Below are 25696 nucleotides of genomic sequence, written 5' to 3'. Positions count from 1 at the left end.
TCCCGGGGATTACCAACCGGTTGTGGATAACTCCGCCACTCACACGAGTGAACTCACCCACTCCGCAGGGCGCTCCACCTACCCCAGCCTCCCACCCCGACCCAACTCCAACCCAACCCCAACCCCCCGCCCCAGCCGTCCACATCACCGAGGCGAGACCACAACCCCCAACAACCCGGGCCCCGTATGCGCCCCGATCACCGCCCCCACCTCGCTCACATGCAGCTCGGCCAGCCCCGGGACCCGCGCCCGCAGCCGGTCCGCGAGTGCCGATGCCCGGTCGGGGGCCGCGAGATGGTGGACCGCGATGTCCACCTGTGCGCTGCCCGCCCGGTCGGCCGCGATCTCCTCGAGGCGGGCGATCGCCTTGGAAGCCGTCCGTACCTTCTCCAGAGGGCCGATCCGGCCGTCCTCCAGCTGCAGCAGCGGCTTCACCGCGAGCGCCGAGCCCAGCAGAGCCTGTGCCGCCCCGATGCGGCCTCCGCGGCGCAGATAGTCGAGGGTGTCGACGTAGAAGTAGGCGGCCGTGGCCCCGGCTCGCTTCTCCGCAGCCGTGACGGCGTCGTCCACCGTGCCGCCCGTCTCGGCCGCCTCCGCCGCGGCGAGCGCGCAGAACCCCAGGGCCATCGCGATCATCCCGGTGTCCACCACCCGCACCGGCACCGGCGCCTCGCGCGCGGCGAGGACGGCCGCGTCGTAGGTGCCGGAGAGCTCGGCGGACAGGTGCAGCGAGACGATGCCGGTGGCGCCCGACTCGGCGACCCTGCGGTAGTGCTCGGCGAAGACCGCGGGGCTGGGGCGCGAGGTGGTGACAGGACGTCGCTTCTGCAATGCCTGCGCGAGGGAACGGGTCGAGATCTCGGTGCCCTCCTCGAGGGCCTTGTCACCCAGGACCACGGTCAGGGGTACCGCGGTGATGCCGTGACGCTCCATCGTCCGCGGCGGCAGGTAGGCCGTTGAATCGGTGACGATCGCGACATGGCGGGACATGAGCTGGAGGTTACCTGGCGTACTGCCCGGGCGGCAGCCCGACCCCGCTCTGCATGCGATGCCGTGACTGGATCAGAGCGGGCGACGCGGGCTCAAGTCGTGCTCTCGGGGCGGGCCTTCTTCTGCCAGGGGTACGTCGGGCGGGGCGTGGAAGGGGCGATGGCGGGCCTTGTCGGCTCCTCGGCCCGCTGTGTGCCGGGGGTCTCCGGCCAGGACTGTTCGGTCGTCGCATCCGTCCCGGTGGCCGGGGCCTCCGGCCACGGGGGTGGCGCCGCGGAGGCCCGTTCCGACGGCGGCGGTGTCGCCGAGGAGGACCCCGTGGCCTGGGCGGAGGCCTCCGCCTTCGGCTCCGGGGGCTCGATCGTCTCCCAGTGCCGCAGGGCGCCGGTCTCCACGCCGATCTGCGCGCTGAGGGAGTCCAGGTCGTCCTCGGCGAAGCGGCGGGCCCGGTCACGGGCCGCCCAGCGCAGTGAGTCCGCCGACTCGACGATCCGTTTCGTACGCTCGCGCAACTCGGGCAACCGCCCGGTGAGCGTCGTACGGTCGGGCTCGGACTCCAGGCGCCGCAGTTCGGCGTCCAGTTCGTGCCCGTGCGCGCTGAGGCGCTGGAAGAGGTCGAGGGACTCCTTCAGGGACTCGTCCTCGGCCGCGCCCGCTTGCAGCGCGTCCTGGGTGGCCCGCATCGACGTGCGCAGCTTCAGCCGCAGCTGGGCGAGCTCGCCGGCCGGGCCCGGCTGGGCGAAGGACTTCGCGCGCAGGGTGTGGTCCTCGACCGTCCGCCGGGCGTGCGTGATGGTGTCGTCCACGCGGCGCTTGGCGGCGCCGACCACCTTCACCGTGGCGTAGGCGCCGAGCGCCACGAAGAGCACGAAGAGCAGGGCCACTACTGCGATCACTGCGTCCACGAACTCCTCCTCCGACCGGTCGCGGCACCTGCCGCATGACACTCTTCAACGGTAAACGCAACGGGCAGGCCCGGAGTTCCAGCAGAACCCCGAACCTGCCCGTAGGGGATCACCCCGAGCCGTCGGCACCACTGACCGCGGCCCGGTTGCGGCCCGACAGCGACACGGAACCCGGCCCGGACCCGGCCGGGCACCGGCCCGGCGACCGCAGACCTACGCGGAGCGGACCTACGCGGAGCAGACCTACGCCGGAACGATGTTCACCAGCTTCGGCGCCCGAACGATCACCTTCCGGATCCCGGCCCCGTCCAGCGCCGCGACCACCTTCTCGTCGGACAGCGCAACCTTCTCCAGCTCCTCCTCGGAGATGGACGGCGAGACCTCCAGGCGGGCCTTGACCTTGCCCTTGATCTGTACGACGCAGGTGACCGTCTCGTCGACGACATACGCCGGGTCGGCGACCGGGAAGTCCCGGTGGACGACCGAGTCCTCGTGCCCCAGCTTGCGCCACAGCTCCTCGGCGATGTGCGGGGCCAGCGGCGCCACCATCAGCACCAGGGACTCGGCGACCGAGCGCGGCACCGAGCCGCCCGTCTTGGTCAGGTGGTTGTTCAGCTCGGTGACCTTGGCGATGGCGGTGTTGAACCGCATGCCCTCCAGGTCCCCGCGCACGCCGTCGATCGCCTTGTGCAGGGCTCGCAGCGTGTCCTCGTCGGGCTCGGCGTCGACGACCGTGACCTCGCCGGTCGTCTCGTCGACGACGTTGCGCCACAGCCGCTGCAGCAGCCGGAACTGGCCGACCACCGCGCGCGTGTCCCACGGCCGGGACACGTCCAGCGGGCCCATGGCCATCTCGTACAGGCGCAGCGTGTCGGCGCCGTACTCGGCGCAGATCTCGTCCGGGGTGACCGCGTTCTTCAGGGACTTGCCCATCTTGCCCAGCAGCCGGGAGACCTTCTCGCCCTGGTACCAGTAGGCGCCGTCGCGCTCCTCCACCTCGGCGGCCGGCACCGCGATGCCGCGGCTGTCGCGGTAGACGTAGGCCTGGATCATGCCCTGGTTGAACAGCTTGTGGAACGGCTCCGCGGAGGAGACGTACCCCAGGTCGAACAGGACCTTGGACCAGAAGCGGGCGTACAGCAGGTGCAGCACGGCGTGCTCGGCGCCGCCGACGTACAGGTCGACGCCGCCGTGCGGCTGACCTTCGCGCGGGCCCATCCAGTACTGCTCGATCTCGAGGTCGACCAGCTGCTCGCTGTTGTGCGGGTCCAGGTAGCGCAGCTCGTACCAGCAGGAACCGGCCCAGTTGGGCATGGTGTTGGTCTCGCGGCGGTACCGCTTCGGGCCGTCGCCCAGGTCCAGCGTGACGTTGACCCAGTCCTCGTTGCGCGACAGCGGCGTCTCGGGCTGGGTGTCGGCGTCGTCCGGGTCGAAGGTGCGCGGGCTGTAGTCCTCGACCTCGGGCAGCTCCAGCGGCAGCATCGACTCGGGCAGCGCATGGGCGATGCCGTCCTCGTCGTAGACGATCGGGAAGGGCTCGCCCCAGTAGCGCTGGCGGCTGAACAGCCAGTCGCGCAGCCGGAAGTTGACGGTGCCCTCGCCGATGCCCTTGGACTCCAGCCATTCGGTGATGCGCGCCTTGGCCTCGGCGACGCCCAGACCGTCCAGACAGATGTCGTCGTTGGCGGAGTTGATGATCTTCGCGTCGTACGACGCGAAGGCGTCCTCCCAGGTCGAGGTGTCCGTGCCCCGCCCGTCCGTCGGCTCGACGATGCAGACGATCGGCAGCTCGAAGGCGCGTGCGAACTCGAAGTCGCGCTGGTCGCCCGCCGGGACGGCCATGATCGCGCCGGTGCCGTAACCCATCAGGACGTAGTCGGCGATGAAGACGGGGACCTGCTCGCCGTTGACCGGGTTGGTCGCGTACGAGCCGATGAAGACGCCGGTCTTGTCCTTGGCCTCGGCCTGGCGCTCGACGTCGGACTTGGAGGCGGCCTGCGCACGGTAGGCGGCGACGGCCTCGGCCGGGGTCGCATGGCCGCCGGTCCAGACGTCGTGGGTGCCCTCGGGCCAGGCGTCCGGGGTGAACTTCTCGACCAGCGGGTGCTCGGGGGCCAGCACCATGTAGCTCGCGCCGAACAGGGTGTCCGGGCGGGTGGTGAAGACGGTGATGCGCTCACCGTCGATCGGGAAGTCGACCCGGGCGCCCTCGGAGCGGCCGATCCAGTTGCGCTGCTGCAGCTTGATGGCCTCGGGCCAGTCCAGCTCGGTCAGATCGTCCAGCAGCCGGTCGGCGTAGGCGGTGATGCGCATGTTCCACTGGCGCAGCTTGGCCTTGAAGACCGGGTAGTTGCCGCGCTCGGAGCGGCCGTCGGCGGTGACCTCCTCGTTGGCCAGCACGGTGCCCAGGCCGGGGCACCAGTTGACCGGCGCGTCGGAGGCGTACGCCAGGCGGTACTCGCCCAGGACGTCGGCGCGCTCGGCGGTGTTCAGCTCGCTCCACGCGCGCGTGGAGCCGTCAACGCTCGGTACGGCACGCTCGCCGGACTCGAACAGGGCGATCAGCTCGGAGATCGGACGGGCCTTCTTCGCCTCGTCGTCGTACCAGGAGTTGAAGATCTGCAGGAAGATCCACTGGGTCCACTTGTAGTAGTCCGGGTCGATCGTGGCGAACGACCGTCGCTTGTCGTGGCCCAGGCCCAGCCGGCGCAGCTGGGCCTTCATGTTCACGATGTTGGCCTCGGTGGACACACGCGGGTGTGTGCCGGTCTGCACGGCGTACTGCTCGGCGGGCAGGCCGAAGGCGTCGAAGCCCAGGGTGTGCAGGACGTTGTGGCCGGTCATGCGCTGGAAGCGCGCGAAGACGTCGGTGGCGATGTACCCCAGGGGGTGGCCGACGTGCAGACCCGCACCAGAGGGGTACGGGAACATGTCCATGATGAACTTCTTGGGCTTGGCGACCAGCTCCGGGTCGCCCGCCAGGTCGCCCTTGGGGTTGGGCGCCGCGTAGGTGCCGTCGGCGTCCCAGAAGTCCTGCCAGCGTGCCTCGATGTCGGCCGCCATGGCGGCCGTGTAGCGGTGCGGCGCGACCACCTCGGCGGTGGCAGCGGGGTTCGTCTCGCTCATGATCCTCAAAGCTCCATCGATCGTCTCTGCCAGCGGCTGCGATTCCCGAGAAACGAAAAATCCCCTCGCACAGGAGGGGACGCCGCGCCGATTCCGACCATCCGATTCGCCCGGTGGTCGGGACTGATCAGCGCGGCCCGCTAAGCAGAAGGCGTACGGCACGCATGGCGTCAGGGTACCGCAGCGCCGGAGCGGGTCGCGACGGACTTCCGGCCCGGGGCGCGACGGGGCTCGAGACGGGGGCGCGCGTGAACAATGGCGCCCCTGATTCCGTACCTGAGAGTTGTGAAGAGACCGAAAAGCTGAATCAAGTTCAACTATTACCTGGCGTAACAGTCACTAAGGGGCATCGCGTGCCCCACTCGACCCTTAGATAACAACGCAATAACTCAAACGCCGTACCCGTCGGTATGGAGCCACTTAGAGTGCGGCAGCGGGACCGCTTTCCCGAACCGTTCGGAGTCGCCCCCATGAACCCTCGTCCTCACCTCAGCTCGCCTCCCGGGCCGGATCTCCCGGCCGGCGAGGCGTCGGTCGCTGACACTCTGCTGTCCATACCCCTCATCGTGCTGTCGGGAGGTCTGTCGTGACGACGGATCCCAACGACAGCACGATGGACGACGCGTTCCTGGAGTTCCTCAACTTCGGCGCCGGTGTGCTGTCCCTCGTCTGCCTCACCTGCTCCGTGATCTGGGGGCTCGTCGCCCAGGACCGGATGATCCTCGACACCCGCCAGCGGATCATCGCGCAGGCCGTTCACCGGATCACCGCGGTCGCCTCGATCGCGTTCCTCCTCGTGCACATCATCGCGAAGCTGGCACTGGAGCACGTGAGCTGGATCGCCGCGGTGATCCCCTTCGGGCTGTTCATCACCGGCGGTGACGAGTTCACCGGGACCGCCTTCCTGATCGGCCTCGGCACCCTGGCCGCGATGCTCATGATCTTCGTCGGCATCACCGGCGCGCTGCGCAACCGCTTCGCGTCCCCGGCGCCGGTCGCGGCGCGCTGGCGAGCGATGCACATGCTGGCCTACCCGGCCTGGTGCGCGGCACTGATCCACGGCCTGTTCGCCGGCCGCCCCGCGAAGACGTTCTTCATGGTCTCCTACGAGCTGTGCGTCGTCGCGGTCGCCGCCGCCCTCGCCCTGCGCGCGGCACCTCGCCCGTTCAAGCGCAAGGTCGCCGACCAGATCGCGCAGCTCATCGGCGGCGGCGAGCCCGCGGTCCGGGAGAAGCTGGAGGCGAGCCGGGCCCGGTCGTCGGAGTCCGCGCCGTCCGGCCGCAGGGGACGAGGAAGGCGATCGAGGCAGCCCGACCCGACCGCCTCCCAGCCCCAGACCTCGTTCTCCGCCGACCCCCTCTACCAAGCCCCCCCGGCCCCCTCCCAGGAGTCCGCGTCCGGATTCGCCGCCGCCTACCGCGCGGTCTCCGGCTCCTCCCGCGCGCGGCAGCCGTACGACACCGGCCAGACCTCCCGCACGGACCTGCCGCTGGACATGCAGCCCACGGAGGCCATGCCGCGCGTCGACAGCAGCACCTCCGGCAGCTGGCCGATCCCGTCCCCTCCGCCGGTGGGCGAGGCACCCCGCTCCTCCTACGACCCGCTCAACGACACCGGCTACAACATCCCGGTCTATGGCAATGGCGGCGCTTCGGGCTACGGCTCGAGTGATGTGTACGACACCTCTGAGACGAACGCGGTCTTCGGGACGTACAACCAGAACGACACGTACAACAACAGCGGTCCCGCCACTGAAACACTGCCCGGTGCGTCCTACGACTTCGACGCCCCGGGTCCGGGCGAACCTTGGAACACGCCTTCCGGAGGCTTTAAGTGAACGAGGCCCTGCCCGACGTACCCGAAGTCCGTGTGGTCGGACTTCCCCAGCTCACGTCGGGCTTCGACCTTGTGGAAAGACTCGATCTGCCCATGCATCTGAAGGTGCACGGGCCGCTCGAACCGATGGGCGGCGAGCAGTTGGCCAAGCTCGCCGAGAACATCAATCTGAAGGGCCGCGGCGGCGCGGGGTTCCCCTTCCACAAGAAGCTGCGCTCGGTGGCCGAGTCCGCGATCAAGCGGGGCGTACGGCCGGTCGTCGTCGTCAACGGCAGTGAGGACGAACCGGCCTGCCGCAAGGACACGGTGATGATCAACCGTGCCCCGCATCTCATCCTGGACGGCGCCCTGCTGTGCGCCGAGGCCCTGGGTGCCCGCACGCTCGTGGTGGGGGTCACCCGGGAATCGACCCAGCGCTCCATGGAGGCCGCCCTCGCCGAACGCGGTCTGAGCAACAGCCGCCGGTCCGCGCTACGCGCGTTCGTGCAGCGCAACCCGGTGCGCATGGTCACCGGCGCCGCCGCCTCCCTGGTCCGCTCCATCGACGGCGGTCCGGCGATCCCGCCCGGCCGCAAGATCAGCGCCTCGCAGAGCGGCGTCGGCGGCGCACCCACCCTGCTGTCCAACGCCGAGACGTTCGCCCAGCTGGCCATCGCCGCCCGCATCGGCCCCGAGCGCTACGGCAACACCGGCCTGTACGACGAGCCGGGCACCGTCATGCTCACGGTGTCCGGCGCGGTCGCGCGCCCCATGGTGATCGAGGTCCCCACGGGCGTGCCGCTGCGCTACGTCCTTCAGCTCGCCGGCGCCCCGCCCGTGCCGCAGGGCGTGCTGACCGGCGGCTACCACGGCAAGTGGATCGACGCGGCGACCGTCAACGAGGCCATCGTCTCGCGCAACTCCCTGGACGCCGTGGGCGGTTCGCTGGGCGCCGGCGCGATCCTGCCGATCACTCAGGAGACCTGCCCGCTGGGCGAGTCGCTGCGGGTGGCGCAGTGGCTCGCCGAGGAGAGCGCGGGGCAGTGCGGCCCCTGCTACCTCGGCCTGCCGGCCGCCGCGCGCGGCCTGGAGGACATCCTGAACGGCGGTGGCCCCGCCGCTCTGGAGGCGCTCAAGCAGGTCGCCAAGAACGTCAAGCGGCGCGGCGCCTGTTCGCACCCGGACGGCTCCGCGATGTTCCTGGAGTCGACCATCAAGGCCTTCACCGACGACCTCGCGGCCCATGTCCTCGGCAATGGCTGCGGACGGCCCGTGGAGGGCGTTCTGCCGCTCTTCGAGGGCGGCAGGGCCCCTACGGGCATCCCGGGCGGCGAGACGGAGGAGAACGGCCCCAGCCGCCAGAAGATCCACGTCGACTGGACCCTGTGCCGGGGGCACGGCCTGTGCGCGGACATCCTCCCGGAGGTCTTCCAGCTCGGCGCCGACGGCTTCCCGACGGTCGCCCAGGCCATGGTGCCGCGCTACGCCGAGGCCAAGGCCCTGCGCGCGGTGCGCCGTTGCCCGGCCCTGGCGCTGCGTCTGGAGGAGGACACCCGCGGGCAGGACCCGTCGCGCAACAACCTGCCGGTCCTCTCCCAGGGCCGCGGCAGGCGCGCGCTGGGCCGCGGGAACTGAGCACGCGCGCGTGAAGGGGCCGGCCGGCATCGGGCGGCCCCTTTCAACGGCCGCTGGGGCCAGGGCCGCAGAGCTACGGCTCACGGCAAACGAAAGATCCCGCCGGATCTGTCCGATCCGGCGGGATCTTGCTGTGGAGCTAAGGAGAATTGAACTCCTGACCTCCTGCATGCCATGCAGGCGCTCTACCAACTGAGCTATAGCCCCTTGCTTTGGTCCGCCCGGTTTCCCCGGCGGCGACGCCAACATTACCGGGCCGGGGCCTCAGCACCAAATCGTTTCCGATCCGACCCGCTACGGGCCTGATGTCGGCCTCTGTCTCGTCGAGTTGCCGCCGGCCGCCCTGCGGGAGCCGGACACGCTCAAGCCGTGACGAAGGAATAGAAGCGCTTGAGTGTGCAGTGTTCTTCGAGCAGGCGACCATAGATCGGTTCACCCTCGAGTTCGCGGTAGGTCTCGATCGGATCGCCTTTTATGATCAGCGCCCGCGCGCATTCCTCACACCAGTACTGGTAGTCGGGGTTCACCGGTTCCATGTCCCGGACGATCGGCGTTCCGCTGCCGCACCAGTCGCACTTTCGCCTGTGTGCACCCATCGATCAGCTCCAGCTGTGGCCGCAGGCCGTGCACACGTAGGAAATTCCGCCGTTGTCGCCGAGGAGCTGCGCGACATGGGCGGATCCGCAGGAAGGGCAGCTGAGACGGGTGATCGTGTCCCGCGCCAACGCTGCTTCGAAGAGGTGACCGACCTCTTCGAGGATGCTCGCAGGCATCACCACTCCCTCCCGTCGGGCCGCGTCCCCTTCCGGCCGTTTGATTCTGCCACGGCCGGACCAATACGGTCAGCGACGCCTCAGTACCAGTCCGGACACGGCAGCCCTCGCCGCCGCCCGGACCGCCCGAACACGCACCCCGAAGCGCCTCATGAGAGGTATACGCCTGACGGGGCCGAAGTGCTCAAGCCGAACCCGAACAGTTCGACGCGGGCGGTGCCGCGCGAACCGGAGGTACGCGTCCGGCCGTTGATCCGATCGCCCGCCGTGGATACCAGAAGATCCCGCCGATCGAAGTGATCGGCGGGATCTTGTTGTCTCGCTGTGGAGCTAAGGAGAATTGAACTCCTGACCTCCTGCATGCCATGCAGGCGCTCTACCAACTGAGCTATAGCCCCTCGTTCCTTCCCCGCTCAACGGGGCGAACAAGAAGAACTTTAGCCTGCGACCTGCCGGAAAGTGAAATCCGGGTCCCTGGCGGCCCCGGACGGATCCCCGCCGGTCAGTCGTCGTCGCCGAGCACCGGCTCCGGCAGGGTGCCGGCGTTGTGCTCCAGCAGCCGCCAGCCGCGGGCACCCTCGCCCAGGACGGACCAGCAGCAGTTGGAGAGCCCGCCGAGGCTCTCCCAGTACCGGGCCTCCAGGCCGAGGAGGCGGCCGATGGTCGTACGGATGGTGCCACCGTGGCTGACGACGACGAGCGTGCCTTCGTCGGGCAGCTTCTCGGTGTGCCGGAGCACCACCGGGGCGGCGCGGTCGGCGACCTCGGTCTCCAGTTCGCCGCCGCCGCGACGCACCGGCTCACCGCGCTTCCAGGCGGCGTACTCCTCGCCGTGCCGGGCGATGATCTCGTCGTGCGTCAGGCCCTGCCAGACGCCCGCGTAGGTCTCGCGCAGGGCCTCGTCGTGGGTCACGTCGAGGCCGGTGAGCGCGGCGAGCTCGGCGGCCGTGTGGGCGGCGCGCTGGAGGTCGGAGGCGATGATCGCGTCGGGCTTGAGGCCCGCGAGCAGCCGGGCGGCGCGGCGGGCCTGGGCGAGGCCCGCCTCGGTGAGGGCCACGTCGGTGCTGCCCTGGAAGCGGCGCTCCACGTTCCAGGAGGTCTGGCCGTGCCGCCACAGGATGACGCGGCGGCCCCGACCGGGCCTGGCGGCCTCGCTGAAGGCGCTCACCGCCACTCACCGCCGGTCTCGGCGGCATCCTCCTCGGCCCGGAGCTTGGCGTGCTCCTCGGCCTTGCCACGAGTGGCCTTGGCGTCCTCGGGGAGGTCGAGCTCGGGGCAGTCCTTCCACAGCCGCTCCAGGGCGTAGAAGACACGCTCCTCGCTGTGCTGGACGTGCACGACGATGTCGACGTAGTCGAGCAGCACCCAGCGGGCCTCGCGGTCGCCCTCGCGGCGCACCGGCTTGGCGCCGAGCTCCTTGTGGAGCCGCTCCTCGATCTCGTCGACGATCGACTTGACCTGGCGGTCATTGGGCGCGGAGGCCAGCAGGAAGGCATCCGTGATCGACAGTACGTCGCTGACGTCGTAAGCGATGATGTCGTGCGCGAGCTTGTCGGCGGCTGCCTGGGCGGCGGTGTTGACGAGCTCGAGGGAACGGTCGGTTGCGGTCACCACAAGGCTTTCGGTCGGCGGTTGCTTGACAACAAGGGTCTCACGGACCGCCGACAGCACCCCACGTGATTATCGGCTCACATGGGGCGCCCCGGGCATCTCGCCTGCCAGGCCGTGTCCGCAAAGTCCCGCCTGCCCCGCGACGACCTAGGACGACGGTGCGTAGTCCTGGCCGACCACGACGGTGACGTCCGCGTTGCCGGACACCTCGCCCTTGGTGACGGCGCCGGCCGGCAGACCGAGGGTCTTGGCGACCTCGGTGGCGTTCTCCTTGTCGGCGGCGTCGGCGTAGACGACCTCGGAGGTGGCCGCGGTGTCGGCGGTGCCGCCCTCCAGGAAGGTGAAGCCGCCGTTGAGCAGCGTCACCCGGACCTTGCCCGTGTTGTCCTTCACACCGCTGGCGTTGCGGACGGACACCCGCACGGCGGCGTCCTTGTCGGGGCTCTTTGCGGTGCCGCCGAGCACGTCCTTGACGACGGCGGCGCTCGCCCGGGCGCTCAGGGTGCCGTCGTCCTGGACGGGCAGCATGGCCGTCTTGTAGTCGCCGCCCTTGGCGAGGTCGGCGAGCCTGGCCAGGAAGGCACCGAGGTCCTTGTCGGTGAGCGGGGGCTCGATGATCATGCCCAGCGTCTGAACGGTGACGGTCGCGCCCTGGGCGTCCGAGGTCATCTTGCGCAGCACGGCCTGCATGACCTGCCCGAACCGCGCCAGCTGGGCGTTCTGTGCCTCGCCCGCGGCGCGGTAGGTGGCGTAGGCGACGGCCGTCTTGCCGCTGAGGGTCCGGGCCTCGCCCTTGCGGACGAGGGGCGCGGCGCCCTTGGACTTGGCCTCCGGGTCGGGGACGTTCACGTCCGTGTCGACCTCGATGTTGCCGACGAGGTCGACGAGGTTCTGGAGGTACGGGGTGTCCAGGCGCCAGGTGCCCTGGATCCGGGTGCCGAGCGCGGTGTCGAGCGCGTCGCGCGTCCCGGCGGAGCCGTCGTCGTCGACGGACTTGGCCAGGGAGGTCTGGTCGCCGTCGTCGCCGGTCAGGGCGAGCGAGTTGGGCAGCAGGACGGTCGTGCCCTGCTTGGTGGTGGTGTTGTCGACGAGCAGCGCCGTGGAGGTGTCGCCCTTGCCGGTGTTGTGCAGATGGACGACGATCACGTCCCGCTTCTGGGCGCTCACGGGCGTCCCGGTGCCGGCCTTGTCGTCCGACGAGGACAGCCCGGGCAGCTTTCCGGCGTACCAGAGGTAACCGACGCCGCCGACCGCGACGAGCGACAGGACGACCACGAGGGCGATCACACGCGCGCGTGCCCGGCGCCGGGCCTCCTCGCGCCGCTCGGTGCGGTTCTCGGTGAACTTCAGCCAGTCGATGACGTCCTCGGAGTCCTGGTCGGGCTCCTCGACGAAGGCGAACTGCTCGGTGCGGTAGTCCCGTTCGCCCCGGCCCCGGTCCTGGTCCTGCTCCTGCGGTTCCTCGACCGGTCCGGCCTGCTGCGGGATGTAGGCGGTCTGCTCGGCGACCCGGTGCTGCTGACCGCCGGCCGCGGTACGGCCATAGGGGTCGTACGGCGGTGAGTGCGCGCCGCCCTGCTGCGGGTCGTGGTGTGTGCCGGTGCCGTACGCGTCGTAGGCCTGCGTCTGCGGCTGCCGGCCGGTGTCGCCGGCCGCGTAGGGGTCGTACGGCGGAGCCTGATGCTGACGGGCGGTCGCGTACGGATCGTAGCCGTAGCCTTGCTGTGCGTAGGGGTCGTACTGCTGCTGGGGCGGCTGTTGCTGTTGCGGGATCTGCCGGTACACCGGCTGCCCGTACTCGTCGTAGCCGACGAGTTCGTACTGGTCGGCCCCGTACCCCGCGTCGTATCGGTCGTTCACCGTCGCCCCTCTCGGCTCACTCGCCTCACTCGCCGCGGTACAGCTCGCGCTTGTCGATGTAGCGCACGACTCCGTCCGGCACCAGATACCAGATGGGGTCGCCCTTGGCGACTCTCGCGCGGCAATCGGTGGACGAGATGGCCAGCGCGGGAACCTCGACCAACGACACGCCGCCTTCCGGTAGCCCGGCGTCGTCGAGGTGGTGGCCGGGCCGGGTGACCCCGATGAAGTGCGCGAGGGAGAACAGCTCCACCGAGTCCCGCCAGGTCAGGATCTGACCCAGGGCGTCGGCACCGGTGATGAAGAACAGATCGGTGTCCGGGTTGAGCGCGCGCAGGTCGCGCAGGGTGTCCACCGTGTACGTCGGGCCGCCTCGGTCGATGTCGATGCGGCTGACGGAGAACTGCGGGTTCTCGGCGGTGGCGATGACCGTCATCAGATAGCGGTCCTCGGCCGGGGAGACGTGCCGGTGGCTCTTCTGCCAGGGCTGGCCGGTCGGCACGAAGACGACCTCGTCGAGGTGGAACTGCGCGGCGACCTCACTGGCCGCGACGAGGTGGCCGTGGTGGATCGGGTCGAACGTTCCGCCCATGACGCCGAGGCGGCGTTTGCCGGGGTTCGTCGGGCCGTTTCCGGGGCCGGTAGGCATGTCCTGCTCTCCCATGCGTGCAGACCCTACCGGCCCCGCCTGAGGGCCCCGGCCGCCCGCTTCCCGGACGGACCGGGTGGGGGCCGGTCGGGACTCAGCGGTCGCGGTTGAAGCGGGTGGTGATCCACAGCAGGAGCATGAGGATGACGAAGGCGCCACCCCCGGTGACCCACGGGCTGATGCTGTTGTGGTTGCCACCGTGCCCCTCGCCCTCGGCGGCGAGGGTGACCAACTGGGCAGCTGCGCTGTGGAAGCTCATCTTCGGCGTGACCTATCGGGTGTGGGCGGGATAAAGATGTCGGCTCATGGTAAGCGGGCGCCATGACGGCGATCACGCCGACTCCACCGTTGGAGAACCTCCGCCGGCCCGCGGGGAACCTTCCCGGGGGCTCATTCGTCCTTCCGCCTGTAGCCCCGCAACAGGAACCACGCGGTCAGCACACAGCCCACGACCATCACGATCAGCACGACCCGGAGCAGGCTCCCCGCCCCCTGCTGCTCGGCCGCGCTCGCGGCTTCGGCGAGCCAGGCGGCTGCGGGGCTGTGCTCCATGGTTCGCAACTCCTTCGCTGTAGTGCCCGTCCACGGTAACTCCGCCTAGGCTGGGCTCGGCTTCGGGGGGCGCAAAGGGACGCACAAGGGTCCGCACAGGGCCACACTCACGCACATGGGGGAAGACATGTCCGAAGGCCACCAGCAGGACGGCCGCGAGCACGTTCCGAGCAGGCAGCGCAGGCGCTTCCCGGGGATCTCCTCGCGTGCGTACGAACACCCGGCGGACCGCTCGGCCCTGGTGGCCCTGCGCAAGCTGAGCGGCTTCGACACCGTGTTCAAGGCGCTGAGCGGCCTGCTGCCCGAGCGCAGTCTGCGGCTGCTCTTCCTGTCCGACTCGGTGCGGGTGTCGGACCAGCAGTTCGCGCACCTCAACGACATGCTGCGGGACGCCTGTTACATCCTGGACCTGGAGAAGGTCCCGCCGATGTACGTGAACCAGGACCCGGTGCCGAACGCGATGTGCATCGGCCTGGACGAGCCGATCATCGTCGTCACGACGGGACTGCTGGAGCTGCTCGACGAGGAGGAGATGCGCGCGGTGGTCGGCCACGAGGTGGGCCACGCCCTCTCCGGCCACTCGGTGTACCGCACGATCCTGCTGTTCCTGACCAGCCTGGCGGTCCGGGTCGCCTGGATCCCGCTGGGCAACATCGCGATCATGGCGATCGTGACGGCACTGCGGGAGTGGTTCCGCAAGTCGGAGCTGTCCGCCGACCGGGCCGGCCTGCTCGTCGGCCAGGACCTCCATGCCTCGATGCGCGGCCTGATGAAGCTCGCTGGCGGCCACCATCTGCACGAGATGAACGTGGACGCATTCCTGAAGCAGGCCGACGAGTACGAGGCGGGCGGCGACCTGCGCGACTCGGTGCTGAAGATCCTGAACGTACTGCCCCGCTCGCACCCCTTCACCACGGTCCGCGCGGCCGAGCTGAAGAAGTGGGCCGAGTCCCGCGACCACCAGCGGATCATGGACGGCCACTACCCGCGCCGCACGGAGGACAAGGACACCTCCGTGACCGACTCCTTCCGGGAGTCGGCGTCCCATTACGCCACCCACGTGAAGTCGTCCAAGGACCCGCTGATGAAGCTGGTCACGGACATCGCCGGCGGCGCCGGGGACCTGGGCGGCCGAGTGCGGCGCGGTTTCGGCGGCTTCACGAGCACGCCCCCGCGGCAGGAACCGCGCCGGGACGACGACACCCCGGGCGGCGAAGGCGACCGCGACCGCCGGGACGACGGCTGACCCCTGACGGCTGACGGCTGACGGGGACAGGGACCGACCGATCCGCGGGCCTGCGCCTCAGCCGGCAGGGGCCCGGCCCACGAACGGATGGCGTACGGCCGACAGGGCCCCGCCCCCGCCGCCGGCCGGAGGCCCCGCTCACACCTTCGGCTGCGCTCCCGTGGCCAGCGATCCGCACAGCGCCGTCGCCCCGCCCGTCGCGTAGGGATTCGTCCCCGCCGGGCCGCCGGCCTTGGCGGTCTGCCCGGCGAGCAGCGGACGCAGCCGGTTGGTGGGGTCGTCCGCGCAGGACAGCGGACCGGCCTGGACATAGGAGACGACCAGCTGGGCCTGGTGCAGCCGCAGGTCGTCACGGTCGAAGCGGAAGTGCAGCTCGCGCCGGACGGTGAACAGCGACGCCTCGCCGGCCTCGACCGCCTCGCCGGCCTTCCGCGGATCGCCGGCCTTCTTCGGATCGGCGGCCTTCTTCGGATCGGCGGCCCGCAGGGCGTAGACGAACGTGTGGTCCGCGGTGACCTCCAGCGTGGACGAGTCCGTCTCGGCGGCGGCGAGCGTCCCCTGGACGCGGATCTTCCGGTCGGCGAGCTCCGCCTGGGCGGCGTCGAAGCGGACCAGCCACCCGGTCGGCGCATGCCGCCCGTCCGCGGCCGGGTGACTGAAGCTCTGGTCGAACTGGTCGAGTTGGTCGGGGTCGAGCAGCACCCGCACCGGCCGGACCTGCTCCCCGGTGAGCACTTCCGGATACAGCGAGGACCGCACGATGTAGTCCTTCGCGATGGTCAGCGCGTTCGTCACCTGGCTGTCGGAGAAGTGCGCGGTGCGACGCGCGGCCGGCAGCGGGATGCCCTCCGCGCCGATGCGGTACTGCGCCGCGGGACTGCGCGCGTACAGCAGGTCGGTGTCAGCGGTCCCGGGCACCTTGCCCTGCGGGGCGAGCGGGATGACGGTCATCCGTAGGGGCTCGGCGGGCGGCCCGGAGCTCGCGGGGCTCTGGTAGGGATGCCGTACACCCATGTAGATCGCCGTACCGAAGGCCACGGCGATCAACAGGACGAGGATCAGCGCTTGCCGGGACAGTCCCCGGCGCAGTGGTGGGCGGTGGCGCACGGCGGGCGCGTGGTCGGACATGCGCTCCTGCGCGGAGAACTCCTGGAGGCGGGCAGCCCGCACGAACGATTCGTCGAAGACGACGGACCGGTATTCGTCCTCGCCACCTCCGGGGCCGCCCTCGGGTGTCCCCTCAGGTGGGTCTCCAGACCCTCCCATATCTTCAGGGTAGGTCGCCGGGAGCTCAGGTAAACGCCCCGCTGTGCGACAAGTTCTGACAGGTTCTCACCGGGTCGGCCGGACGGCCCACAGCGGCGCCCGGGCCTTCGACCGGCCCCCGGTCAGGGCGTGCGCGGGGTCGCCGGTACGGCCGGCCGGGAATAGTCGGCGGAGGCCGACGGGGTCACTCCGCTGCCCTGCTCCAGCCCGGTGGACGCGGGGGGTGTGATCTGGTCCCGGCCGTTGGAGGAGGCGCCGCGGTAGACCGCCGCGAAGGCCAGGGCGACCATGCCGATCCCCATCACCAGGGCGAGCACCCAGGCCACGGGACGATGCCAGCGGACCTGTTTGCCGTACGCCCCCGGGGCGCCGTAGTGGTCCTCGTGGAGGTCCGGGTCGTCCAGGTCGTCGAAGTCGGGATCATGGCCGAATCCGGTGCGGCCGTCGCGGCCGTACCCGTCGTCGTACCGCTCGCCCCGGCCGTGTGCCCGGCGGGCCTCGGCCTCGGAGGCCTCCGCTCTCGCCTGGGCGGCGGCCAGGAGGCGCTCGACGGCGGTCGGCTCGTGCACCACGGCCGCCTGTACGAAGGCCTCGTCGAAGACCACGGAGGCGAACTCTTCGTCCGACACCCCGCGGTCGTGGTCGTCGTCGGGCTCCCAGCCGTCAGGGAACGGCGTGCCCCCCACGTCCTCCGGCACGGCTCCAGAGTAGACCTGGGGGGTCAATTTGGGCAGACGGTATGGAAATTCATCCGCCTTGTGAGACGCCTCCGCTGCTGCACGGGCGCAGACCGGGGGCGCGTGTCGGACGCATATGCCCTGGCCGCGCGCCCTGCGCCGGTGAGCGCTGCGACACGCCCCGAGCGCCGGAGCGCGCGGGTCGGACGCCCCGGGCCGCTCAGCGTCGTACGTGCCCGTCACCAGTGACGATGTACTTCGTGCTGGTCAGCTCCGGCAGCCCCATCGGGCCACGGGCGTGCAGCTTCTGCGTGGAGATGCCGATCTCCGCGCCGAAGCCGAACTGGCCGCCGTCGGTGAAGCGCGTGGAGGCGTTCACCGCGACCGTGGTGGAGTCGACCAACTGGGTGAACCGGCGGGCGGCCTGCTGCGAGGTCGTGACGATGGCCTCGGTGTGCCCGGAGGTCCACAGCCGGATGTGCTCGACGGCCTTGTCCAGCGAGTCCACGACCGCGGCGGCGATGTCGTACGACAGGTACTCGGTCTCCCAGTCCTCCGCCGTGGCCTCGACGACGGTCGCCTTGGAGTCCTTGCCGTACGCCATGACCCTCTCGTCGGCGTGCACGGTCACCCCGGCCTCCGCGAGGGCGTCCAGGGCACGCGGCAGGAACTCGGGGGCGATGTCCTGATGGACCAGCAGCGTCTCGGCGGCGTTGCAGACGCTGACGCGCTGGGCCTTGGAGTTGATCAGGATCTCGATCGCCATGTCGAGGTCGGCCTGGGCGTCGACGTAGACGTGGCAGTTGCCGGTGCCGGTCTCGATGACCGGGACGATCGACTCCGAGACGACCGTCTGGATCAGCGAGGCGCCGCCGCGCGGGATCAGCACGTCGACCAGGCCGCGAGCGCGCATCAGCTCGCGCACGCTCTCCCGGCTCTCCCCGGGCACCAGCTGGACGGCGTCGGCGGGCAGGCCGGCGCCGCCCACGGCGTCGCGGATCACCCGGACGAGCGCGGTGTTCGACTCGTAGGCCGAGGCGGAGCCGCGCAGCAGGACGGCGTTGCCGGACTTCAGGCAGAGGGCGGCGGCGTCCACCGTGACGTTCGGGCGGGCCTCGTAGATGATCCCGACGACGCCGAGCGGGACGCGGACCTGACGCAGGTCGATGCCGTTGGGCAGGGTGGACCCGCGCACGACCTCGCCGACCGGGTCGGGCAGCGCGACGACCTCACGGACATCGGCGGCGATGGCCCGCACCCGCTCCGGCGTGAGCGTCAGCCGGTCGATGATCGCCTCGCTGGTGCCGGCCTCACGGGCCTTGGCGATGTCCTTGGCGTTGGCCTCGACGATCTCACTCGTACGGACCTCCAGGGCGTCCGCGATGGCGAGCAGCGCGTCGTCCTTCTCGGCCCGCGGCAGCGGAGCGAGGTCGGCCGCGGCGGCCTTGGCGCGATAGGCGGCCTGGGTGACCGGGGTCATGGCGTCGTACGGCGAAAGCGAGGTCATGAAAAGAAGGGTAGTGCGCTTCCCAGGCCCTCCCCTTGCTCATCCCAAACCCCGAGACAAGCCCACACGCCGCTCAAGGGCGCTCAAAAGGGATGGACGCCGACCGGGGCCGCCGGGAGCGGACCGCAGCCCTCCGCGATGCGCTGGTGGTAGGTCTCGCGGTCGATGACCTCCAGGCCGACGATCTCCCATGGCGGCAGCCCCGCGCTCTGGCGGTGCTCGCCCCACAGCCGCAGCGCCACCGCCGCCGCGTCGTGCAGGTCGCGGGCCTCTTCCCAGTAGCGGATCTCCGCGTGATCGTTGGCATATCTGCTGGTCAGCAGAAAGGGATGGTCGTGGGCGAGCTGTTCCAGGGCGCGCCGGACCTCCTTCAGCGGGGCCTCCTGACCGGAGACGCTGAGGGTGACATGCCACAGGCGCGGCAGGTCCTTGGGCTCCTCGTAGCGGTCGCCGGCCGCGACGCTCGTCAAGGCGCGCTCCTCACCGGCCGCACGGGACGAGACCCCACCGGCACTGCGGGACGCCGCCCCCGGGCGCACTCGTCTCACGACGGCCTCCTTTTCGCAGTGACCGACTCGGTGGTCGTTTTCCGAACGTGTCCCTGAGACAAAGTTGAGCAGGCCGCAAGGGCTCGCGGGGCGATTTTGCGGAACGTCCACCTCAGGGCGACCTCTATAGCAGGGCGTTCCCCCTGTTTTCGGCCCGGGGATCAGCGGTCGGCCCGGTCCCGCCAAGACCTCACGCCTCAGGGTTCAGAACTCACGGCTCACGGCTCACGGCTCACGGCTCACGGCTCACGGCTCACGGCTCCAGGATCACCAAGTCGTCCCGGTGGACGATCTCCCGCTCGTACTCCGCCCCCAGCTCCTTCGCCAGTTCCCGTGTCGACCGCCCCAGCAGCTGCGGGATCTCCTTGGCGTCGAAGCCCACGAGTCCCCGGGCGACCGGGCGCCCCGCGCTGTCGCGCAGCTCGACCGGGTCGCCCGCGCTGAACTCGCCCTCGACGGCGGCGATCCCGGCCGGCAGCAGCGACTTGCGGCGCTCCACGACCGCCCGCACCGCACCGTCGTCCAGGGTCAGCGAGCCCTGCGGGGTGGACGCGTGCTGGAGCCACAGCAGCCGGTCGGCGGAGCGCTTGCCGGTGGCGTGGAAGTAGGTGCCGGTGTCACCGCCCACCAGGCCCTCGGCCGCGTGGATCGCGCTGGTCAGAACCACGGGGATGCCGGCCGCCGCCGCGATCCGGGCGGCCTCGACCTTGGTGACCATGCCGCCGGTGCCGACGCCCGCCTTCCCGGCGCTGCCGATCTCGACGTGCGCGAGGTCCTGCGGCCCGCGTACCTCCGCTATCCGCGAGGTGCCGGGTCGGCCGGGGTCGCCGTCGTAGACGCCGTCCACGTCGGACAGCAGGACCAGCAGGTCGGCGCGGACCAGGTGGGCGACCAGGGCGGCGAGCCGGTCGTTGTCGCCGAAGCGGATCTCGTCGGTGGCGACGGTGTCGTTCTCGTTGACGATCGGGAACGCGCCCATGGCGAGCAGCTTGTCGAGGGTGCGCGAGGCGTTGCGATGGTGGGCGCGGCGGCTCATGTCGTCGCTGGTCAGCAGCACCTGGCCGACGCGGACGCCGTGCCGGGCGAAGGAAGCGGTGTAGCGGGCGACGAGCAGGCCCTGGCCGACGCTCGCGGCGGCCTGCTGGCGGGCCAGGTCCTTGGGGCGCCGGCGCAGGCCCAGCGGGGCGAGTCCGGCGGCGATGGCGCCGGAGGAGACGAGGACGATCTCCCGCTCGCCGCCGCTGCGGCTCTTGGCGAGGACGTCGACGAGCGCGTCGACCCGGTCGGCGTCCAGACCGCCCGATGCGGTGGTCAGCGACGAGGAACCCACCTTGACGACGACCCTGCGGGCCTCGCGCACACCCTGCCTTACCCCTGCCACCTGTGTTCTTTCCCCTCGCATGCGTGTGGTTCCCTGCTCGGCAATCTACGCGAAGCGGATCGTCGCGCGCGCGGGGATTCCAGCCCCCGGACACTGGGGCGGTAACTGTTTGCTCACGCGTTGCATACGGCAAAAAGGTTGTATTGGTTGCCTGTAGAAACATCGGCTGAGCAAATTTAAGTTGAGCGTCGTGTCACACGATGCTCATCAGATTCACCGCGGCAAACGCATCCTCCTGCGCTCGGGCAAGAGCCCCTATGACGTCGTCCCCGTCGAGGAAGCCCTGCACCGGGACGTCATCGCCACCAACTCCGGCAACCTGATCTTCAGCGACGCCACGCACAAGATCCTTCAGACGCCCCGCACCGAGGTCGTCTCGAACGGCATCCGCACCGATGTCTCGGCGGCCGGCCGGATCAACGAGGAGTACGACGCGTTCGTCGTCCCGCTCGCCAACGCGTTCCGTCCCTCGTTCGAGGCACAGCTGAAGCGGCTGACCCGGCTGATCACCAGGCTGCGGATCCCCGTGGTCGTGGTGGGGGTCGGCGCCCAGGCCGGGCTCGGTTACAACGCGGCGCGGCTGAAGGGCATCGAGCCCTCGGTGCGCGAGTTCGTCTCGGCGGTCCTCGACCGCAGCGCCTCGATCGGGGTGCGGGGCGAGTTCACCGAGCAGTACCTCAAGGGGCTGGGCTTCAAGGACGTCGAGGTCATCGGCTGCCCTTCGCTGTTCATGTACGGCAAGGAGCTCACCGTCACCAAGCGGGAGCCGGCGCTCGGCCCCGACGCCCGGATCGCGATCAACGGATCGCACAGCGCGGTGAAGTCCCAGGGCCTGGAGCGGGTCATCACCCGCACCCACGCCCGGTACCCGAACCTGCGCTTCATCGGCCAGAACCTCAGTGACGCACGGCAGTTGCACTGGCGGGACCTGTCCGACCCGAACGGCCTGGTGAGCGCGATGCCGACGCACCCCGAGCACCCGATGTACCGAGAGGACAAGGTCCGCGTCTACATCGACCCGGTCACCTGGATCGACGACCTGCGGGGGTTCGACTTCTCCTTCGGCTCCCGCATCCACGGCAACATCGCCGCCCTGCTCGCCGGCACTCCGGCGACCGTGCTGTGCGGCGACTCGCGCACCCTGGAGCTGTGCCGCTACTTCGACATCCCGCACCGCCGGATCGACAAGCTGCCCGAGGACCTGGACCCGGCGGCGCTGTACGAGGAGGCCGACTTCGACGCTCTGACGAGCGGCCACCAGGAGCGGTTCGAGCGGTTCACGGCGTTCCTGGACAACAACGGCCTGGAGAACACGTTCACGCACGGCGACGGCGGCGCCGCCTTCGAGGAACGGATGCGGTCGCTGTCCTTCCCGGCCGGCATCCGCCCGTGGAACGACGCCGACCTCACCTCGCTCACCAGCCGGTTCGGCTGGCTCCAGAGCCGTATCGGCGAACTCGCCACCGACAACGACCGGTTGCGACGGGAGCTGGAACGAGCCACCAAGGCGGGGGCGGGGGTCGCGACGGCGTCCGTGTACCGCCGGGCGCGTCGCGTGGTGGGCGGCCCGATCAAGCGGGCACTTCAGTCGGGCCGGTAGCGGGCTCCGGGCAACCGGGTCACTCCATGGCTCCCGGACACGCGCGTGTCGTCTACAGGTCGGCGCGCGTTAACCCGGGCGACGTCCCGCGCCGAGCTTGGAGTGACCCCGTTGCCCACACCTCTGTCCCGTATTCCGACCAGAGCGCTCGTCACGGCTCTCCTGGTCGCGGCCTTCGGCGCCCAGGCCGTGGCGGCGCTGCGCCCCCACGTCCCGCTGCTGCTGGCCTCGACGCTCGTGTCGCTGGCCATGGAGGGCGTGCTGTACCGCTGGCAGCGCGGCATGCTGTCGGTGTTCGCCAAGTCGCACGCGGACATCACCGTGCGGCACGTGCTGCGGGATCTGCTGCTGGTGGTGGGTCTGCTGCGGCTCGGCGAACAGCAGCGCGAGACGCTGTACGCCCCTGCGGTCGCCGGCCTCCTCGCCTTCTACGCGCTGCACTGCGCGATCCAGGCGCTCTCCGTCCTGGTCCGCCGCATCCGCACACTGCCGGTGATCACCCGCAACATCGACGCCTCGGCGCTGCGCCTCTCCCCCGCCCCGCCCCAGCTGCTGCGCCGCCCCGGCGACCGTCTGCTGGTCTTCGGCCTCCCGGCCACGGCGGGCCTGCTCACCACCGCGGCCATCGACGACCCCCGCTGCGCGGCTCTCGGCATCGCGCTCTCCCTCGGCCTCGGCTTGCTGGGCCTGTACGATCTTCTCGTACGGCTGCTGCCGAGCCGCCGTCCGGTGACCGAGCAGGAGGCGCTGAACTGGCTCGACGCCTGGCTTGCGGAGTACCGGCCGACGGTCGGGCTGTACTTCTCCGGCGGCGCCGCCTCGGCGTACCAGGCGAACATGTGGCTGGAGCCGCTCGCCCAGCTGGAGGGCCGTCCGCTGATCGTGCTGCGGGAACGCTTCATGGTGCAAAAGCTCGCGCCGACCGACATCCCCGTCCTGTGCCTGCCGAAGGTGTCCACCCTGATGCGGCTGGAGCAGTCCTCGCTCCAGGTCCTCATCCACCCCTCGAACTCCGGCAAGACCTCGCAGGTGCTGCGGATCCCCACGCTCAAGCACACGTTCGTCAACCACGGGGAGAGCGACAAGCTGTCGTCCTGCAACCCGTACGCGAAGGCCTACGACGAGGTGTGGGTGGCCGGTCCGGCGGCGCGTGAGCGGTACGCGCTGGCCGAGGTCGGCGTCGAGGACAAGGACGTGGTGGAGATCGGCCGCCCGCAGCTGGACGCCGTACAGCCCTACGAGGGCCCCTCGGACGGCGAGTGGACGACAGTGCTGTACGCGCCGACCTGGGAGGGCTGGGACGGCAACCCGGGCAACACCTCGGTGATCGAGGCCGGCGAGAACGTCGTACGGGCGCTGCTCGCGGACCCGGGCGTACGGCTGCTGTACAAGCCGCATCCGCTGACGGGGTCGGTGGATCCGCGGGCGGGCGCGGCCGATCTGCGCATCCGTGAGCTGATCAGGGCGGCGAACCGGGAGCGGTCGGCGCAGCGGCCCGGCGACAGCGCCGCGCTCGCCTCGCTCACCGAGGAGTTGGACCGGCTCACCACGACCGACGTGCGGGCGAGCGCCGACCAGGTGGAGCGGATGCTGCTCCAGGGGGCGCCGGAGCCGGGGCGGGCCGAGGCGGTGGCGCGGGCGACCGCGGCCTGGGAGGAGGCGTACTGGGCGTCCCTGCCGCCGGGGGAGCACCAGGTCGTCACGGCGGCCAGGCCCACGCTGTACGCCTGCTTCAACGTCGCCGATCTGCTGATCAGCGATGTGTCGAGCGTGATCAGCGACTTCCTGGCCAGCGGGAAGCCGTACGCGGTGGCGAACACCAGCGGCCTCGCCGAGGACGTGTTCCGCAAGGCCTTCCCGACCGTGCGCGCGGGGACCGTGCTGACGCCGGACGCGGCCGGGATGCCCGAGCTGCTGGATGCGGTCCGGCATCCTGAAAAGGACGAACTGGTCGAGGCGCGTGCCGAGTTGAAGCGGCATCTGCTGGGCCCGGACGAGCCGACCTCGCAGGAGCGTTTCAACACGGCCGTTCAGGCGCTGTGCGCGGCGGCGCAGGAGCACCGCACGCGGATGGAGGAGCGGCTGGCCGCGGAGCTCCCGCCGGACATCCCGGACCAGCGGCGGTCCGTCACGCCGCAGCAGCCCGCCCGCCCGGCCTAGCCACGCCGCGCAGCACCCGTCGTGCCTTGCGCGCCGCGCGCCTCAGTAACGAGCTCGCGCCGCCCTCCCGGTACCCCGGGTAGGCGCGGGCCTCGCGCGGCTCGGCGAGGTACACGGAGTCGGGTATCCCCGCCGCCGCGTCCCGGAAGTGCGGGTAGGCGAGGTAGACGTGGCGGCCCTTCTTCTCCAGAAGGGCCGTCGGCTGCTTCTTGGCTTTGATGAACTCCACGACGGACAGCAGGAGTTCGGGGCGCTGTTCGGCGACCAGGTGCAGTCGCAGACGCTCCTCGACCTTGAGGCGGCGGGCGATGCCGGGCGTCCAGTAGGCGTCCATGAGGGGCCCCGCCAGCTCCAGCTTGTGCTGCCTGACCTTCTCGCTGTCCGCCGCGTACTTGGGCCCGAACTGCGGTAGCAGGGTGACGGTGAAGGGGCGGACCATGAGCTGGTCGCGCCGCTCGCCGGCGGGGACGTGCTCGGCGATCAGCCGCATCAGGGCGCGTGCGGAGTCGAAGCGCAGGGTGTGGCCGCCGCTCTTGGTCACATGCTTGCCGTCGTCGCGGCCCACCAGGTAGTAGCAGGTGTAGTCGGCGATCACGGAGACGCCGTCCGCCCGCAGATAGGCCTCCATCGTGAACAGCGCGTCCTCGCCGGTCCACAGGGACTCGTCGAAGCGCATGTGATGGCGGGTCAGCAGCTCACGGCGGAACAGCTTCTGCGCGCTCAGCGTGAACTTGATGTTGGAGGAGAAGACGTCGGTCCGCTCCAGCGTCCTGCCCCACATCGACTTCGGCGCGCCGCGGTTGACGCCCTCGATACGGCCCAGCACGACATCGGTGCCGTTCGCGTCGGCCATCGCGACCATGCGCTCCAGGGCCTCGGGGCCGAGCCGGTCGTCGGCGTCCAGGAAGAAGACGTAGCGCCCGGCCGCCTTGCCCAGGCCGACGTTGCGCGGGCCGCTCGGACCGCCGGAGTTCTCCTGCCGGATGACGGTCACCGGCATCGGCGCGCGGCGCGCGAACTCCTCCAGGCACTCCCCCGTACCGTCCGTCGATCCGTCGTCGACGGCGATGACCTCGATGCGCCCCGGATCGATGGTCTGCGCCTCGACCGAAGCCAGGCACTCGATCAGGTACGGCATCGCTTCGTACGCCCCGATGATCACAGTGACATCAGGCTGCGTGACGGTCACGTTTTCCCCCTAGTCAATGGGATATTCCCCCCGTATCGCCTCATTCGCTACCTGATAGACGGCTTGACGTGGAGGGCGGTTGCCTCACACCCCTCGATTAGTGACTCAGGACACGTTGCGGCCTGACATGGACTCATGTGATGCGGGCACGGTGGGAAATCCCCTGAGAACGACGCGGCAAGCAAGAAGCGGCCCCCGAGGATCGC

General features: G+C 70.4%; 22 protein-coding genes and 2 tRNA genes. 5 read left to right on the top strand and 19 right to left on the bottom strand.

What is annotated here, in order from left to right:
* Positions 1 to 144 precede the first annotated feature (144 nt).
* The 3 genes from ACHBTE_RS13800 to leuS form a co-directional block, all read right to left on the bottom strand.
* The gene (locus ACHBTE_RS13800) at positions 145 to 990 is read right to left on the bottom strand and encodes a DegV family protein (protein WP_394724048.1); all 846 of its coding nucleotides are present in this window, start codon (positions 988 to 990) and stop codon (positions 145 to 147) included.
* Positions 991 to 1082: 92 nt separating this feature from the next.
* A complete protein-coding gene (locus ACHBTE_RS13795) occupies positions 1083 to 1895 on the bottom strand; it encodes a hypothetical protein (RefSeq protein WP_394724047.1) in 813 nt (270 codons plus the stop codon).
* Positions 1896 to 2138: 243 nt separating this feature from the next.
* Positions 2139 to 5021, bottom strand: a complete 2883-nt coding sequence (leuS, locus tag ACHBTE_RS13790; RefSeq protein ID WP_394724046.1) for a leucine--tRNA ligase — start codon at positions 5019 to 5021, stop codon at positions 2139 to 2141.
* Positions 5022 to 5634: 613 nt separating this feature from the next.
* Between leuS and ACHBTE_RS13785 the strand changes: the two genes are divergently transcribed.
* Together ACHBTE_RS13785 and ACHBTE_RS13780 are read left to right on the top strand one after the other, a co-directional pair.
* Positions 5635 to 6858, top strand: coding sequence for a cytochrome b/b6 domain-containing protein (locus ACHBTE_RS13785; protein ID WP_394724174.1), 1224 nt, complete (start codon positions 5635 to 5637; stop codon positions 6856 to 6858).
* Positions 6855 to 8471 carry an NADH-ubiquinone oxidoreductase-F iron-sulfur binding region domain-containing protein gene (locus tag ACHBTE_RS13780; protein ID WP_394724045.1) on the top strand — a complete coding sequence of 539 codons (1617 nt, stop codon included), beginning with the start codon at positions 6855 to 6857 and terminating at the stop codon, positions 8469 to 8471. Before ACHBTE_RS13785 ends, ACHBTE_RS13780 begins: the two co-directional genes overlap by 4 nt.
* 134 nt (positions 8472 to 8605) lie before the next feature.
* On the opposite strand, the gene ACHBTE_RS13775 is transcribed toward ACHBTE_RS13780, so the two are convergent.
* The 10 genes from ACHBTE_RS13775 to ACHBTE_RS13730 all read right to left on the bottom strand — a co-directional run bounded on the left by ACHBTE_RS13775 (position 8606) and on the right by ACHBTE_RS13730 (position 13916).
* Positions 8606 to 8678 (bottom strand) — tRNA-Ala (locus ACHBTE_RS13775).
* Positions 8679 to 8833: 155 nt separating this feature from the next.
* On the bottom strand, positions 8834 to 9067 hold the full coding sequence (locus tag ACHBTE_RS13770) for a hypothetical protein (RefSeq protein WP_003976229.1): 234 nt from the start codon (positions 9065 to 9067) through the stop codon (positions 8834 to 8836).
* Positions 9068 to 9070: 3 nt separating this feature from the next.
* Positions 9071 to 9244, bottom strand: coding sequence for a hypothetical protein (locus ACHBTE_RS13765; RefSeq protein WP_394724044.1), 174 nt, complete (start codon positions 9242 to 9244; stop codon positions 9071 to 9073).
* A gap of 325 nt (positions 9245 to 9569) precedes the next feature.
* Positions 9570 to 9642 (bottom strand) — tRNA-Ala (locus ACHBTE_RS13760).
* Positions 9643 to 9746: 104 nt separating this feature from the next.
* Positions 9747 to 10418 carry a histidine phosphatase family protein gene (locus ACHBTE_RS13755; RefSeq protein ID WP_394724043.1) on the bottom strand — a complete coding sequence of 224 codons (672 nt, stop codon included), beginning with the start codon at positions 10416 to 10418 and terminating at the stop codon, positions 9747 to 9749.
* A complete protein-coding gene (gene rsfS / locus ACHBTE_RS13750) occupies positions 10409 to 10855 on the bottom strand; it encodes a ribosome silencing factor (protein WP_394724042.1) in 447 nt (148 codons plus the stop codon). Before rsfS ends, ACHBTE_RS13755 begins: the two co-directional genes overlap by 10 nt.
* Positions 10856 to 11002: 147 nt before the next feature.
* Positions 11003 to 12715: an LCP family protein gene (locus ACHBTE_RS13745; RefSeq protein ID WP_394724041.1), complete on the bottom strand. Its 1713-nt coding sequence runs from the start codon at positions 12713 to 12715 to the stop codon at positions 11003 to 11005.
* Positions 12716 to 12740: 25 nt separating this feature from the next.
* A complete protein-coding gene (nadD, locus tag ACHBTE_RS13740) occupies positions 12741 to 13379 on the bottom strand; it encodes a nicotinate-nucleotide adenylyltransferase (RefSeq protein WP_394724040.1) in 639 nt (212 codons plus the stop codon).
* A gap of 79 nt (positions 13380 to 13458) precedes the next feature.
* Complete coding sequence (locus ACHBTE_RS13735) at positions 13459 to 13623, bottom strand: hypothetical protein (protein ID WP_394724039.1); 165 nt, start codon at positions 13621 to 13623, stop codon at positions 13459 to 13461.
* Between the two features lie 131 nt (positions 13624 to 13754).
* Positions 13755 to 13916 (bottom strand): hypothetical protein, encoded by a 162-nt coding sequence (locus ACHBTE_RS13730; protein ID WP_394724038.1) that lies wholly within the window; start codon positions 13914 to 13916, stop codon positions 13755 to 13757.
* A gap of 115 nt (positions 13917 to 14031) precedes the next feature.
* Between ACHBTE_RS13730 and ACHBTE_RS13725 the strand changes: the two genes are divergently transcribed.
* Positions 14032 to 15162 carry a M48 family metallopeptidase gene (locus ACHBTE_RS13725; protein WP_394724037.1) on the top strand — a complete coding sequence of 377 codons (1131 nt, stop codon included), beginning with the start codon at positions 14032 to 14034 and terminating at the stop codon, positions 15160 to 15162.
* A 138-nt stretch (positions 15163 to 15300) separates the two neighbouring features.
* Here the strand turns inward: ACHBTE_RS13725 and ACHBTE_RS13720 are convergent, their stop codons facing one another.
* The 5 genes from ACHBTE_RS13720 to proB all read right to left on the bottom strand — a co-directional run bounded on the left by ACHBTE_RS13720 (position 15301) and on the right by proB (position 20541).
* Positions 15301 to 16428 carry a hypothetical protein gene (locus ACHBTE_RS13720; RefSeq protein WP_394724036.1) on the bottom strand — a complete coding sequence of 376 codons (1128 nt, stop codon included), beginning with the start codon at positions 16426 to 16428 and terminating at the stop codon, positions 15301 to 15303.
* Positions 16429 to 16550: 122 nt separating this feature from the next.
* Complete coding sequence (locus ACHBTE_RS13715) at positions 16551 to 17153, bottom strand: hypothetical protein (protein ID WP_394724035.1); 603 nt, start codon at positions 17151 to 17153, stop codon at positions 16551 to 16553.
* Positions 17154 to 17325: 172 nt separating this feature from the next.
* On the bottom strand, positions 17326 to 18612 hold the full coding sequence (locus tag ACHBTE_RS13710) for a glutamate-5-semialdehyde dehydrogenase (RefSeq protein ID WP_394724034.1): 1287 nt from the start codon (positions 18610 to 18612) through the stop codon (positions 17326 to 17328).
* A gap of 83 nt (positions 18613 to 18695) precedes the next feature.
* A complete protein-coding gene (locus ACHBTE_RS13705; RefSeq protein ID WP_394724173.1) occupies positions 18696 to 19151 on the bottom strand; it encodes a hypothetical protein in 456 nt (151 codons plus the stop codon).
* Between the two features lie 262 nt (positions 19152 to 19413).
* Complete coding sequence (gene proB / locus ACHBTE_RS13700) at positions 19414 to 20541, bottom strand: glutamate 5-kinase (protein WP_394724033.1); 1128 nt, start codon at positions 20539 to 20541, stop codon at positions 19414 to 19416.
* A 190-nt stretch (positions 20542 to 20731) separates the two neighbouring features.
* On the opposite strand from proB, the gene ACHBTE_RS13695 reads away from it, so the two are divergent.
* Both ACHBTE_RS13695 and ACHBTE_RS13690 read left to right on the top strand, forming a co-directional pair.
* Positions 20732 to 22141, top strand: coding sequence for a polysaccharide pyruvyl transferase family protein (locus tag ACHBTE_RS13695; RefSeq protein WP_394724032.1), 1410 nt, complete (start codon positions 20732 to 20734; stop codon positions 22139 to 22141).
* A 111-nt stretch (positions 22142 to 22252) separates the two neighbouring features.
* Complete coding sequence (locus ACHBTE_RS13690) at positions 22253 to 24301, top strand: hypothetical protein (RefSeq protein WP_394724031.1); 2049 nt, start codon at positions 22253 to 22255, stop codon at positions 24299 to 24301.
* Here ACHBTE_RS13690 and ACHBTE_RS13685 read toward each other — a convergent pair.
* Positions 24270 to 25490: a glycosyltransferase family 2 protein gene (locus tag ACHBTE_RS13685; RefSeq protein ID WP_394724030.1), complete on the bottom strand. Its 1221-nt coding sequence runs from the start codon at positions 25488 to 25490 to the stop codon at positions 24270 to 24272. The two genes, ACHBTE_RS13690 and ACHBTE_RS13685, sit on opposite strands and share 32 nt — an antisense overlap.
* Positions 25491 to 25696 lie beyond the last annotated feature (206 nt).

This window comes from Streptomyces sp. M41, from assembly GCF_043673425.1.
Taxonomy (GTDB): Bacteria; Actinomycetota; Actinomycetes; order Streptomycetales; family Streptomycetaceae; genus Streptomyces.
Note: the sequence above shows the minus strand (reverse complement) of the source record. Positions and strands in the feature narration are given on the sequence as shown.

Excerpts from the sequence above, each read along its gene's own strand:
- ACHBTE_RS13735 (WP_394724039.1), bottom strand. The coding sequence starts at position 13,623 with ATGAGCTTCCACAGCGCAGCTGCCCAGTTGGTCACCCTCGCCGCCGAG.
- leuS (WP_394724046.1), bottom strand. The coding sequence starts at position 5,021 with ATGAGCGAGACGAACCCCGCTGCCACCGCCGAGGTGGTCGCGCCGCAC.
- ACHBTE_RS13730 (WP_394724038.1), bottom strand. The coding sequence starts at position 13,916 with ATGGAGCACAGCCCCGCAGCCGCCTGGCTCGCCGAAGCCGCGAGCGCG.
- ACHBTE_RS13800 (WP_394724048.1), bottom strand. The coding sequence starts at position 990 with ATGTCCCGCCATGTCGCGATCGTCACCGATTCAACGGCCTACCTGCCG.
- nadD (WP_394724040.1), bottom strand. The coding sequence starts at position 13,379 with ATGGGAGAGCAGGACATGCCTACCGGCCCCGGAAACGGCCCGACGAAC.
- ACHBTE_RS13765 (WP_394724044.1), bottom strand. The coding sequence starts at position 9,244 with ATGCCTGCGAGCATCCTCGAAGAGGTCGGTCACCTCTTCGAAGCAGCG.
- ACHBTE_RS13710 (WP_394724034.1), bottom strand. The coding sequence starts at position 18,612 with ATGACCTCGCTTTCGCCGTACGACGCCATGACCCCGGTCACCCAGGCC.
- ACHBTE_RS13720 (WP_394724036.1), bottom strand. The coding sequence starts at position 16,428 with ATGGGAGGGTCTGGAGACCCACCTGAGGGGACACCCGAGGGCGGCCCC.
- ACHBTE_RS13770 (WP_003976229.1), bottom strand. The coding sequence starts at position 9,067 with ATGGGTGCACACAGGCGAAAGTGCGACTGGTGCGGCAGCGGAACGCCG.
- ACHBTE_RS13725 (WP_394724037.1), top strand. The coding sequence starts at position 14,032 with ATGGGGGAAGACATGTCCGAAGGCCACCAGCAGGACGGCCGCGAGCAC.
- ACHBTE_RS13785 (WP_394724174.1), top strand. The coding sequence starts at position 5,635 with ATGGACGACGCGTTCCTGGAGTTCCTCAACTTCGGCGCCGGTGTGCTG.